The sequence below is a fragment of the Pseudoclavibacter sp. RFBG4 genome, assembly GCF_002931515.1.
Lineage (GTDB): Bacteria > Actinomycetota > Actinomycetes > Actinomycetales > Microbacteriaceae > Pseudoclavibacter.
This window is the reverse complement of the sequence record NZ_PSYC01000052.1, coordinates 18,199-30,767: the sequence shown is the minus strand read 5'-3', so window position 1 is coordinate 30,767 and position 12,569 is coordinate 18,199. Positions and strand designations below refer to the sequence as shown.

Here is a 12,569-nt window from a genome sequence, read left to right as displayed (position 1 = left end):
GCCCCCTCCCGGCCACGACCTCCGCGCCACCCCCTCCGCTGATTGGGTCGCTTTCACCCCGTAGCGGGCGCCGAAACGGGGCGAAAGCGCCCCATCGGCGACGAACGCCCCGGCCGATAGCCCCTCCACACCACGACCTCCGCCGATTAGGTCACTTTCACCCCATATCGAGCGCCAAAACGGGGCGAAAGTGACCCATCCGCAGCGGACACGACGGCGGAACGGGGCGAAAGTGACCCATCGGCGACGAACGCGGCGAATGCGACAGTCGAGCCGGGTGAAAGCGGCCCATCCACGGCGGACGGCCCGGCCGCCACCCGCTCCACACCGCGACCTCCGCCGATTAGGTCACTTTCACCCCGTAGCGGGCGCCAAAACGGGGTGAAAGTGACCCATCCGCGACGAACGCGGCGTCGAGCGGGGCGAAAGCGCCCCATCGGCGGCAGCTACGGCAGGTGCGGCCGCGAAACCGGGGGAAGGTGACCCATCCACGCCGGACGCGGTGGACGCGGTGGACGCGACAGCCGAGCCGGGCGAACGCTCCCCATCCACGGCGGACGGCCCGGTCGCCAGCCCCCTCCGCGCCACGACCTCCGCCGAATAGGTCACTTTCACCCCATATCGAGCGCCAAAACGGGGCGAAAGTGACCTATCCGCAGCGGACACGCCGGCGGAACGGGGCGAAAGTGACCCATCGGCGGCAGCTACGGCGGATGCGACAGCCGAGCCGGGCGAACGCGCTCCATCCGCGGCGGACAGCCCGGTCGCCACCCCCTCCGCGCCACAACCTCCGCTGATTAGGTCACTTTCACCCCGTAGCGGGCGGCGGAACGGGGTGAAAGTGACCCATCCGCGACGAACGCGGCGTCGAGCGGGGCGAAAGCGCCCCATCCCGGCGGGGGCCGCGGCAGCGCCCGCGGGGACGGACCGCTACGCGCCGAGCTGGTCTTCGAGGTTGAAGACCTCGACGAGGGGCGACGCCGCCTGGTCGGCGCGGCCCTCGAGGCCGTCGAAGAACTGCGACATGTCCGCCTCCCAGCGCGCCGCCACCGGCGAGGCCGCGAGGTAGGCGTTCGCGGCTTCCTCGTCGTCGACGTCGTAGCTGCCGAACAGGGTGCCGTCCGGGGCGAGGAACAGGGAGTAGTTGCGGCGGCCGGCGGCGGCGATCTCGGCGAGCATCTCCGGCCACACCTCCGCGTGACGGCGCACGTACTCGTCGATGTGCTGAGGTGCGACCTTCAGCTGGAATCCGATTCTTGGCATGTGGTGCTTCCTATCTGCGTTCGTGTTCCCGGAGTTCGTGACCCCGGACCGTGCCGGGCAGGGCCGCGCGGCCGCGGCCGCGACCACGACCACGACCACGACCACGACGCGCGCCGGGACTTGGGCCGGGATGCGCGAACGCCGCGCCGGGAGATGGTCCCGGCGCGGCGTCCGCAGTTCAGCTCAGCGGGGCGACTGGCCCCCGCCCTCAGCTCCTAGAAGCTGAAGTCGCCGATGTTGGCCTTGTCGAAGACGAAGGGGTCGCCGAGGAGGACGACGCCGTCGGCGCCGACTGTGTACTCGCCGAGCTTGCCAGCTTCGAAGGTGTCGCCCTCGGCGCCGGTGATGTCGCCGGCGATGAGCGCCTGGGCGGCGAACGCCGACAGGTAGCCGAGGTCTTCCGGGTTCCAGAGTGCGAACGAGGTGACGGTGCCGTCCTCGACGAACTCGCGCATCTGGTTCGGCGTGCCGAGACCGGTCACCGCGACCTTGCCCTTGAAGTCAGAGGTCTGGATGTAGCGTGCCGCAGCCGCGATGCCGACCGTCGTGGGCGAGACGATGCCCTTGAGGTTCGGGTGCGTCTGGAGGAGCGCGGCGGTCTTGTCGAACGAGGTCTGGTCGTCGTCGTCGCCGTAGACGGTCTCGACGATGGTGATGTCGGGGTACTCGGTGCCGACGTACGCTTCCATCTTCTCGATCCAGGCGTTCTGGTTCGTGGCGTTGGCCGCGGCGGAGAGGATGGCGATCTCGCCAGATCCGCCGATCTGCTCGGCGATGAGGTCGATCTGCGCCTTCGCGATGCCGTCAGCGTCTGCCTGGTTCACGAACAGGTCGCGGCACTCGGGGTTCGTGTCGGAGTCGAAGGTGACGACCTTCGTGCCGGCGTCGCGTGCCTCGTTGAGGGCGTCGCAGATCGCTTCGGGGTCGTTGGCGGAGATGACGATGCCGCCGACTGCCTGCTGCGTGAGCGTGTTGATGTAGCTGACCTGCGCGTCGGGGGTGGCCTCCGACGGGCCGACCTCGGCGAACGTTCCGCCGAACTCGGTGGCGGCTGCCTGGCCGCCGACGGAGGACGCCTCGAAGTACGGGTTTCCGAGGTTCTTCGGGAGGAAGGTGACGGTGAGGTTGCCGGTGTCTCCGCCGCCTGCGGCGGTGTCGTCGCCGCCGGTGGTGCATCCAGTGAGCACGAGTGCGGCGCTTACTGCGAGTGCGCCTGCTGCGCTCAGCCGCTTCGTTGCGAGCTTCATGGGGGTTCCCTTCGGGTACTGAGCCGCTCGGTGTTCCGGGCGACGGTTGGGGTGTTGCGTGTTCGGTTTGAGGTGGGGCTGCAGTTCTTGGGAGGCGATCAGCCCTTGGGAACTGTCCCGCTGGTCGTGCCGACCAGCGGTTTCTCTGCCTTGGGCCGCTTGCGGCGGATCCTGGGCAGGAGGCTTGCTCCGACGACGGAGGCCACGAGGAGCACTCCGGTGATGATGTTGATGACGTCGGAGGTGACGTTCGCGAGGCGCAGGGCGCTGGCGAGGACGCCGATGAGGAGGACTGCCGCGACGACTCCGTAGAGCTTGCCGCGTCCGCCGAAGACGGACACGCCACCGAGCACGACGGCTGCGATGACCTGCAGTTCGAGGCCGGTCGCGTTGTCGCCTCGCGCTGAGCCGTAGCGCAGCGTGAAGTAGATGCCGGCGAGGGCCGCGAGGCCGCCTGCGAGCACGAAGAGGACGAACTTCGTGCGGCCGACGGGCACTCCCGAGAAGTGGGCGGCTTCCTTCGAGAGGCCGATGGCGTAGACGCCGCGGCCGAAGGGCGTGTAGTGCAGCACGATGATGAAGATCGCGAGCAGGATGAGGAACGGGATCATGATGGCCGGAATGGGAGTGCCCACGATCTTGGCCTTCGCGATGTCCGTCCAGAACTCGGGGAACGAGGTGACCGCGGCGGTGCCGAGCACGCCGACCGCGATGCCGCGGAAGAGCGCGAGGGTACCGATCGTGACGGCGAGCGACGGCAGGCCGACCTTCGTGACGAGGAAGCCGTTGAAGGCTCCGCCGACGACGCCGACGATGAGCGCGGCGAGGGCGGCGAGCTCGAACGGCACGCCAGCCTGGTAGAGGGCACCCGTGGTGACGCTCGAGAGGCCGACCATGGAGCCGACCGACAGGTCGATCTCGCCCGTGATCATGATGAGCGTCATCGGCAGGGCGATGATGAGCACCGCGGCGACGTCCATGAGCAGGTACGTGATGGTGATGGGCTGCGAGAAGCCCTTGACCGCGGACATCGAGACGACGCACACCACGACGAGCAGGGCGACGATCGCCATCTCGCGGGTGAACAGCATCCGACGCCAGGCTGGCTGCGAGTAGTTCTCGATGGTGCGCTGCGTTGCAGCGGACGACGTTGGGGTCGTGAGAGCGGTCATGATTCCTCCCTCGCTTCGACGAGCTTGCGGGATTGGCGGATGGCGAGGACGCGGTCGAGCACGATCGCGGCGAGGATGAGCACACCGACGACGGCGCGCTGCCAGAAGTCCGGGATGCCGACGAGCGGGAGCACTCGGTTGATGGTCATGAGGAGCATCGCGCCGATGGCGGCGCCCCACAGGGTTCCGACGCCGCCGGTGATGGCGACGCCTCCGATGACGGCAGCGCCCACCGCATCCAGTTCCCAACCGGCACCGGCCTGCGAGCTGACCGTGCCGTAGCGGGCGGCGTAGAAGACACCGGCGAGGCCGGCGAGTGCGCCCGAGAGCACGAACGCGGTGAGCACGCGGCGCACGTCGGGGAGGCCGTAGAGCTTCGCGGCGTCCGGGTCGGAGCCGATGGCGTAGAACTCGCGGCCCGCTCGCGTGTTCTTCATGACCCAGGCGGCGATGGCGAGCACGATGACGGCGATGATCGTGAGGATCGGGATGGTCAGGATCTGACCCGTGCCGAGTGCGAGGAAGTCGCGGGGCATGTCGCTCGCGTTGATGCGGCTCGATCCGGCCCACATGACGTTGATGCCGCGGTAGGCGTAGAGCGTGCCCAGCGTGATCACCATGGCCGGCACTCGCACGTAGGCGACGAGTGCGCCGTTGACGAAGCCGAGGATCGCGCCGAACAGCACTGCCGCGACGACGACGACGGGGATCGGGATGCCCGGGTAGTCGATGAACAGGCGGCCCGTGAGGAAGGCGGTGAGGCCGATCACGGAGCCGACCGACAGGTCGACGTTGCGGGTGATGAGCACGATCGCCTGGCCGACTGCGACGAGCAGCAGGATGGACGGCGTGAGGAACAGGTCTCGCCAGCCGTCGGGGCTGAAGAGGAAGTTCGGGTTGGCGATGGTCGCGACGATGAGGACGACCGCGAGGGCGAGGAGGATGCCGAGCTCGCGGGCCTTGCCGAAGTTGCCGAAGCGGATGGCCTTCTTGGGCGGCATGGGCGCGCCGGCGGTGGGGTGCGGCCCCTGGGTGGTGGTCGTGGTCATCAGAGCACCACCGTCACTGCGCCGGTCGCGGCGCGCATGACGCTTTCGCTGGTCGCCTGGCTGCGGTCGATTTCCTGGGCGATGCGGCCTTCGTGCATGACGAGCACGCGGTCTGCCATGCCGAGGACCTCTGGGAGCTCCGAGGAGATCATGAGGATTCCCATTCCGGTGCCCGCGAGCTCGGAGAGCAGGCGGTGCACTTCTGACTTGGTGCCGACGTCGATTCCTCGTGTCGGCTCATCGATGATGAGGAGCTTGGGGTTCGTCGCGAGCCACTTGGCGATGACGACCTTCTGCTGGTTGCCGCCGGAGAGGGTGCCGGCGATCGTGTCGAGCGCCTGCGCCTTCACTTCGAGCTTGGTCGCCCAGGTGCGGGCGTCGTCGTGCTGCTTGCGGCCGCTGATGACGCCGAGCTTCGTGAGCTGGTTCAGGATGACGCTCGTGATGTTCTCGCCGACTCCGGAGTCGACGACGAGGCCTTGCTTGCGGCGGTCTTCTGGGATGAGCGCGAGGCCGGCCTGCATGGCGGCGACGGGCGAGCCCGGCTTGACGACCTTGCCCTCGACGCTGACGCGACCCGACTTGTACTTGTCGACCCCGAACACGGCGCGGGCGACCTCGCTGCGGCCTGCGCCGACGAGGCCGGCGAGGCCGACGATCTCGCCGGAGCGGACGGTGAAGTTGATGTCGTGGAAGACGCCGGGGCTCTCGAGGTCCTCGACGACGAGCACTGGCTCGCCGATGACGGCTTCCTGCTTCGGGAACAGCTCGGTGACCTCGCGGCCGACCATCTGCTGCACGAGCGCATCCACGGTCGTCTCGCTGATGAGGTTCGTCGCGATGTAGCTGCCGTCGCGCATGACGGTGACCTTGTCGCAGAGGGCGAAGACCTCGTCGAAGCGGTGGGAGATGAACATGAGCCCTCGGCCCTCGTCGCGCAGGCTGCGGGCGATGGCGAAGAGCCGGTCGACCTCGACGCCGGAGAGGGCTGCGGTCGGCTCGTCCATGATGAGCACTCGCGCGTTGAGCGAGACGGCCTTGGCGATCTCGATGACCTGCTGGTCGGCGATGGAGAGGCCTTCGGCAGGCCGGTCGGGGTCGATGTTCACGCCGAGTCTGGCGAACAGCGCCTTCGCCTCGTCGCGCATCGCCGAGCGGTTGATGCGGCCGAAGCGGTTCGTGGGCTGGCGGCCCATGAAGATGTTCTCGGTGACCGAGAGGTCGGGGAAGAGCGTCGGCTCCTGGTAGATGACCGCGACGCCCGCGGCCTTCGACTGGGCCGTGGATGTGAAGTTGACGTCTTCGCCGCCGAGCTGGAAGGTGCCGGCGTCGCGCTGGTAGAGGCCAGCGACGATCTTGACGAGCGTGGACTTGCCGGCGCCGTTCTCACCCACGAGTGCGTGGATGGATCCGGACTCGACGGCGATCGTGCCGGATCGGAGTGCGACGACGGATCCGAATGACTTCTGCACATCGCGCAGCTCGAGTACGACTTGCGAACTCGTCACGGTGGCTCCGTTCTCTTCGTTGAGTATTGCGGGGGTGTTGAGGGGTGCTCGGTGGTGAGCGGCGTGAGCCTGCCTGCTGTTCCACTGACTTTGTGAATCGTTTCAAGCGACTGGATGCGACACTACGCGACGCTCGCAGAAAACGTCAAGCCAAGGATGCAGAGTTGTTACCGGAGGGCGCGCCACGCTCCTCGGAACCTGACCCCAACAGCCCCTCCAACCCCTGGAAGGCTCGCTCGACGGCAGTGTGGGCAGCCTCATCTGCGCCCGCCTCAGTCGCCCACCAGGAGAGCGCCTCGGCCATGGCGGCCTGCACGGCCGCACTCGCAGCACGCGCAACAAGGCCGTCCGGTCGCAGTCCGGCCCTGCGCGCCAGGAAGACGGCGACCTCTTGCCGCCAGCCGAGATAGGCATCCGGGCGCGAAGACTGCTCTGGGGGCATGGCGGCGATGGCGCGGAGCCGGAGGCGTGCGGTCGGCTCCTCCTCGACCTCGAGGTCGAAGACCCTGCCGACAGCGACGGCGAGCGCCTGGAGGGGCGCCAGCCCCTGGTCTACCGCGTCGAGCTCGCGCCTGAGCGCTTCGTGCCCACCCTCGGCACCCAACCAGACGATGTCGCCCTTGGCCGGAAAGTACCGATGCAGGGTGCGCAGGCTGATGCCCGCCTCGGCGGCGAGCTGCGCCATGGTGACGTGCTCATACCCCTCGCGGAGGATGATCTCCAGCATCTGCACGCGGAGCAGGCGCGGATCTGCAGACGCGGGGCGCCCGGGCCGACGTGTCTCACTCATGTCCACATTGTTGCTCCTTGCCGGGTTCGAAGTATTGACATACTCTGCCAATACTCGCCTGAACTCAACGTGGAGGTCTCATGCCGCATCCGCTCCCCGACGTCTCGAACGCCCCGATCTCGGACCTCGTCTCTCTCAGAGGACGGCGCGCCGTCGTGACCGGAGGCGCCCAGGGCCTGGGGCGGGCCATCTGCGAACGACTCGCCGAAGCCGGTGCAGACCTGCTCATCGTCGACCTCGACGCGACTCGTGCATCAGCCGCAGCTGACGAGATCGCCGCCAAGCACGGCAACCGCGCCATGGGCGCCGCCGCAGACGTGAGCGTCGCGGACTCCGTCTCCGCCGTAGCCGCCCGCGCCGCCGCTGAGCTCGGCGGAATCGACATCTGGGTCAACAACGCGGGCATCTTCCCGAACGCCCCCGTCCTCGACATGCCGGTCGAGATGTGGGACCAGGTCTTCGCGGTGAACGCCCGAGGCACCTTCCTCGGCTCCCGCGAGGCGGCGAAGCACATGAGCGGGAACACCTCCGGCGGCGTGATCGTCAACGTCATCTCGACAGCGGGGTTCACGGTCGGATTCCCCGGCATGGCCGCCTACGCAAGTTCGAAGCACGCGGCACGCGGACTCACGAAGTCGCTCGCGCTCGATCTCGCTCCCATGGGGATCCGCGTCCTCGGGGTCGCCCCGAGCTACGTGCCGACCGAGGGCAATATCGCCGCTGCCGCCGCCGGCATGGAGGCCGCGAAGGCCGCCGGCGTGGAACTGCCGGAGCTCGACGTCATGAACCACAGCTTGATCGGCCGCACCGGCACTCCGGATGACATCGCGCGCGTCGTGCTGTTCGCCGCCAGTGATCTGTCGATGATCATGACCGGCAGCACGCTCCTCGCCGACGCCGGGGAGACGATCTGATGTCGGCGCAGCACCAGGGGCGCCTGCACGGCAGGGTCGTCATGATGACGGGCGTCAGCAAGGGGCTCGGCAAGCAGAACGCGATCGAGCTGGCGAAGGCCGGAGCGAAGCTCTCGATCTCAGCACGGAGCGAGGCCGCACTGCGCGAGACCGTGGCGCTCTGCGAAGCCGAAGGGGCAGAGGTTCTCGGCGTGGTCTGCGACGTGACCGACGTGGAGCACCTCGAGCGCTACGTCGCGCGAACCGTCGAGCGCTTCGGCCGCATCGACGTGCTGGTCAACAACGCCAACTTCGAAGCTGAGCTCACACCGTTCCTGGAGCAGGACGTCTCGTCGCTCCGCACCGCGTTCGAGGTCGGCGTGGTCGCCGTGTGGCGCCTCATGCAGCTCTGCCATCCGCACATGTCCAGGACGGAGGGGACAGCTTCCATCATCAATCTGGTCTCCGGCGTGTACGAGACCGGGATGGAGGGCTACGCGTCCTACGTTCCCGACAAGGCGGCGATCCGCGGCCTCTCCATGGTGGCTGCCCGAGAGCTCGGGGCGAGTGGCATCCGCGTGAACACGCTCGCGCCGGTTGCACTCACTGACACGATCCTGCACGGCCTCGCGCCCGAGTACTCGGAGTTCGTGAAGCAGCAGATGTCCGTGAACCCGCTTGGCAGGTTCGGCGACCCAGCGACGGACATCGCCCCGGTCCTGATCTTCCTCGCCAGCGACGACAGCCGGTGGATCACCGGCCAGAACTTCAACGCCGACGGCGGAGCCGTCATCCAAGCCTGAGTCCGTCACCCCCGCTTCCTCGAGCAGTCGAGGGAGCGGGGTTCTTCCGGCCCGCTTGTGAATCGTTTCACCTTCCAATCGCCCCACTCGAATCCTGCCGAGCGCAGGGAGAGGAACATTCCGTGACCCAACCAAGACGAGGTCGAAGGCGGCGCACCGTCGCCATCGCCACGGCAGCGAGCCTGTCCGTCCTCCTCAGCCCACTGCTCGCCACTCCGGCGACGGCCGACCCGACGCCTCCCACGGCCGCGGTTCCCGTCATCGACACCGCAGCCTTCGCTGACCCACCCTCAGCCGTTCGCCCGATGTTCCGGTGGTGGATGCCATTGGCCTACACGGAGGACAGCGTGCTGCGCGAGCAGCTCGACCAGATCGCCGCCTCCGGCGCCGGCGGTGTCGAGGTCGCTCCCTTCATCGTCGCTGGCGAAGGCAACCAGAGCAACGCGTTCCTGGCCGAGTACGGCTGGGGCACCCCCGCGTGGGCACACAAGATGGAGGTCATCACCGAGAAGGCCGCCGAGCTGGGCCTCATCGTCGACCAGAACCTCGGGCCGCACTACCCGCCGACCGTGCCGACGCTGAACAGCTTCAACCAGCCGGAGGCGGAGCAGCAGCTCATCTTCGGCTGGTCAGCTCACGCAGCAGGCGAGACCGTCACCGGCGCCCTCCCCTCGCCCCTGACAGCACCACCCTCGGTCGCGACGAAGCTCGCCGAGGGAGCGACCGCAGGCCAGACGGACCTGACCGTCGCGAGCCTCGGCGGCTTCGCGATCGGCGACGTCGTGACGCTCGGGGCAGAGGGCACGTCCGAGACCGTCACCGTCACTGCCGTCGGCGACCGCCTCGGCGCAACCGGAATGCTCACCGTGACGCCGATCTCCGGCGATCACGCTGTCGACGCGCCCCTCGTGAACGTCGCAGAGACCACTCGCCTCCGCACCGTGATCGCACAGTGCGAAGCCGAATGCTCCCCCGGCAGCGAGGGCCCCGCCGCACTCGTGCCGGGATCGATCGTCGACGTGACCGACAAGGTCGTCGACGGCCAGCTCGACTACACGTTCCCAGCCGACGGCGCACGCTGGGTGATCATCGACTTCCAGCAGACCGCATCCGGTCTGGTCGGACAGCGCGGAGGCTACACGGCGACACAGCCGAACTACGTGGTGGATCACCTCGGCAGGGGCGGCGTCGACATCCAGGCCGACTTCTGGGACGAGAACATCCTCACCGACGCCGTGAAGGCGAACCTCGACAAGGTCGGAGGCGGCGCCATCTTCGAGGACTCCCTCGAGCTCGGCGAGTCGCAGAAGTGGACCTGGAGCTTCCTCGACCAGTTCGAAGAGCGACGCGGCTACGACGCCACGGAGGTGCTGCCCGCGCTCGCAGGTATCGGCATCCAGGGCTCGCACGAGGCGGCATTCGAGATCGGAGAGGTCGGCGAGAAAGCCCGCGAGGACTACCGCGAGACCGTCAGCGACCTGTTCGTCGACGAGTACGTGACCCCCATGCAGTCCTGGGCCCAGACGCATGGCCTCGACTTCCGAGTCCAGGCGTACGGCCTGCCCACCTCGACGTCGCACGCTTCCTCCGCATCAGGCATCCCCGAGGGCGAGTCGCTGAACTTCGGCAGCCCGAACCCGCTCGGCGCTGAGCAGAACTACCGCGTCGTCAGCGGTGGCGCCCACCTCGCCGGCAAGGACACCGTCTCGGTCGAGTGCTGCGCCGTGTTCTTCGGCGGCTACCGCTCCGGCATGGCCGGCCCGAACATCGGTGGTCAGTTCTCCGACAGCGGCGAGGGCTCAGTGCTCGGCGGCAAGTACTCGCAGGGTCTCCTCGACAGCGTCTACAAGAGCTACGCGGGTGGTGTGAATCAGCTGGTCTGGCATGGCTTCGCCTACCCGGATGCACCTGCGGGTGTGGGCACGGCGGGCCGCGATGGCGGCACCTGGCCCGGCTACCAGCCGTGGGATATCTTCGGCGCGCTCAACGTGAACGATGTCTTCGGACCCCGCCAGGCCAACTGGGAGGACATGACGGGGGTCAACGACGCCCTCGCCCGCACGCAGTACGTGCTGCGTGAAGGCCAGGCGAAGCTCGACCTCGGCGTTTACTACGAGGACCTGGGCCTCAAGGGCTCGTCGGTGAGCGGACAGCAGGCAGAGCAGCACATGCTCGGCACCGACTCCGCGACCTCATCGGCCGGGTACACCTACGACTACTTCGCGCCCCAGTTCCTCGCGGAAGAAGGACTGGCACCGGATGCCGATGGCGGCCTGTTCGGCGACCGTTCCGGCTACAAGGCGGTTGTCCTCAACGAGCAGCGCACGATCTCCCTCGACGGGGCACGCTCACTGCGTGACCTCGCGAAGCAGGGGCTCCGCGTGTATGTCGTCGGCCAGGCGCCGAGCGAGCTGACGGGCGCTGAGCCGGGAGCTGAGGAGCTGGCGACGGTCGTCTCGGAGCTCCTCGCGCAGCCGAGCGTCACGCAGCTCGGCACCGAGGCGGAGCTGCCCTCTGCCCTCAGCGGCGACTCGATCGCGCCCGCCGTGTCCCCGAGCGACCAGGGCTCAGCACTCGGCTTCGTCCGTCGCGCGGCGGAAGGCGTCACGTACGACTTCGTGTACAACCGGTCCGGCGAGGCTGTCCAGCAGTCGCTGACCCTCGCGGGCACCGGCCGCCCCTACCAGCTCGACCCCTGGTCTGGAGAGGTGACGCCGGTCGGCGAGTTCACGCAGGGTGGCGACAGCGTCACGGTCTCCATCGACGTCGCCGCTCACGATACGGCGATCTTCGCCCTCGTCGACGACGACGGATCCGCCGTGCACGCGGTGTCCAGCGATGCTGACGTGCTGGCACCGGCAGCCGACGGCAGCATCTCGGTGCGCGCGACCGGCGATGGCACGTTCGGGACGGAGTTCAGCGACGGCTCGTCGACGACGACCGACGTGACCGGCCTGGCGGCTCCGCAGGGCCTGAGCACCTGGTCGCTCGCCGCCCAGACGTGGGGCCCGGCGCCCGATGCGACGGGAATGACCGCATCCAAGACCGAGAAGGTCGACCAGCCAGCCATCGACATCACGGCCGACGCCGACGGGAAGCTGCCGTCGTGGCGAGAGGTGACCGGCGAGGTCGACCTGAGCAACGCATCCGGGCTCGGCACGTACTCGACGACGGTCACGCTTCCGGAGGCCTGGACGGTATCGGATGGCGCCTACCTCAGCCTCGGTGACGTGCTCGATACTGCCCAGGTCTGGGTGAACGGCGTGCAGGTCGTCGTGAACCAGGCCGACCGGGCACGCATCGACCTCGGCCACCACCTGGAGCCGGGCGAGAACCGCATCGAGGTTCGGGTTGCCACGACGATGTTCAATGCCGTCAAAGCGACCGGCGACTCGAACTACCAGACCGCGGAGCAGCAGCGGACCGGCCTCATGGGCCCGGTCACGTTGACGCCGTACCGCGACACGGTCGCGTTCGAGGCACCGACGGCGACGACCACCCCGCAGCCGACCGGCGAGCCGCAGCCGACCTCGACTGACGGCACCGGGACCACGGCGCCGACCTCGGCACCGGGCAACGGTGGCAGCGGTTCGGGCAACGGCGACTCGGATGCTGGTGGCCAGGACGGCGACCTCGCCACGACGGGCGTCGACGGCAGCCTCGCGGGCCTCCTCGCGCTCCTCGGGGTCGTGCTCGCCGGCACCGGAGCCGCGTTCCTCATCAGGAAGCGCCGCGGACGCGTGACGAGCGAGTAGTTCGGCTCAGAATGCGGCCCCTGCTTCCATGATCGTGTGGATGCAGGGGCCGCTTTCGTTGCACGAGCCCGACGATTCTTGGCGGGGTT

At 68.4% G+C, this 12,569-nt stretch carries 9 protein-coding genes; 3 read left to right on the top strand and 6 right to left on the bottom strand.

Features of this window, described 5'->3' with window-relative positions:
- Nucleotides 1-930: 930 nt before the first annotated feature.
- The 6 genes from C5E10_RS17405 to C5E10_RS17380 all read right to left on the bottom strand — a co-directional run bounded on the left by C5E10_RS17405 (nucleotide 931) and on the right by C5E10_RS17380 (nucleotide 7,029).
- The gene (locus C5E10_RS17405) at nucleotides 931-1,263 is read right to left on the bottom strand and encodes an L-rhamnose mutarotase (protein WP_104332713.1); all 333 of its coding nucleotides are present in this window, start codon (nucleotides 1,261-1,263) and stop codon (nucleotides 931-933) included.
- 215 nt (nucleotides 1,264-1,478) lie between these two features.
- Complete coding sequence (gene rhaS / locus C5E10_RS17400; protein ID WP_104300943.1) at nucleotides 1,479-2,510, bottom strand: rhamnose ABC transporter substrate-binding protein; 1,032 nt, start codon at nucleotides 2,508-2,510, stop codon at nucleotides 1,479-1,481.
- Nucleotides 2,511-2,608: 98 nt separating this feature from the next.
- Nucleotides 2,609-3,682 (bottom strand): ABC transporter permease, encoded by a 1,074-nt coding sequence (locus tag C5E10_RS17395; RefSeq protein WP_104332712.1) that lies wholly within the window; start codon nucleotides 3,680-3,682, stop codon nucleotides 2,609-2,611.
- Nucleotides 3,679-4,731, bottom strand: coding sequence for an ABC transporter permease (locus C5E10_RS17390; protein ID WP_104244625.1), 1,053 nt, complete (start codon nucleotides 4,729-4,731; stop codon nucleotides 3,679-3,681). Before C5E10_RS17390 ends, C5E10_RS17395 begins: the two co-directional genes overlap by 4 nt.
- Nucleotides 4,731-6,239: a sugar ABC transporter ATP-binding protein gene (locus tag C5E10_RS17385; RefSeq protein WP_104307828.1), complete on the bottom strand. Its 1,509-nt coding sequence runs from the start codon at nucleotides 6,237-6,239 to the stop codon at nucleotides 4,731-4,733. Before C5E10_RS17385 ends, C5E10_RS17390 begins: the two co-directional genes overlap by 1 nt.
- A gap of 145 nt (nucleotides 6,240-6,384) precedes the next feature.
- Nucleotides 6,385-7,029 (bottom strand): TetR/AcrR family transcriptional regulator, encoded by a 645-nt coding sequence (locus C5E10_RS17380; RefSeq protein ID WP_146080328.1) that lies wholly within the window; start codon nucleotides 7,027-7,029, stop codon nucleotides 6,385-6,387.
- A gap of 80 nt (nucleotides 7,030-7,109) precedes the next feature.
- Between C5E10_RS17380 and C5E10_RS17375 the strand changes: the two genes are divergently transcribed.
- The 3 genes from C5E10_RS17375 (at nucleotide 7,110) to C5E10_RS17365 (ending at nucleotide 12,480) form a co-directional block, all read left to right on the top strand.
- The gene (locus C5E10_RS17375; RefSeq protein ID WP_104332710.1) at nucleotides 7,110-7,943 is read left to right on the top strand and encodes an SDR family NAD(P)-dependent oxidoreductase; all 834 of its coding nucleotides are present in this window, start codon (nucleotides 7,110-7,112) and stop codon (nucleotides 7,941-7,943) included.
- Complete coding sequence (locus C5E10_RS17370) at nucleotides 7,943-8,725, top strand: SDR family NAD(P)-dependent oxidoreductase (protein WP_104332709.1); 783 nt, start codon at nucleotides 7,943-7,945, stop codon at nucleotides 8,723-8,725. Before C5E10_RS17375 ends, C5E10_RS17370 begins: the two co-directional genes overlap by 1 nt.
- Nucleotides 8,726-8,847: 122 nt before the next feature.
- Nucleotides 8,848-12,480, top strand: a complete 3,633-nt coding sequence (locus C5E10_RS17365) for a glycosyl hydrolase (protein WP_104332708.1) — start codon at nucleotides 8,848-8,850, stop codon at nucleotides 12,478-12,480.
- The last annotated feature ends 89 nt before the right edge of the window (nucleotides 12,481-12,569 follow it).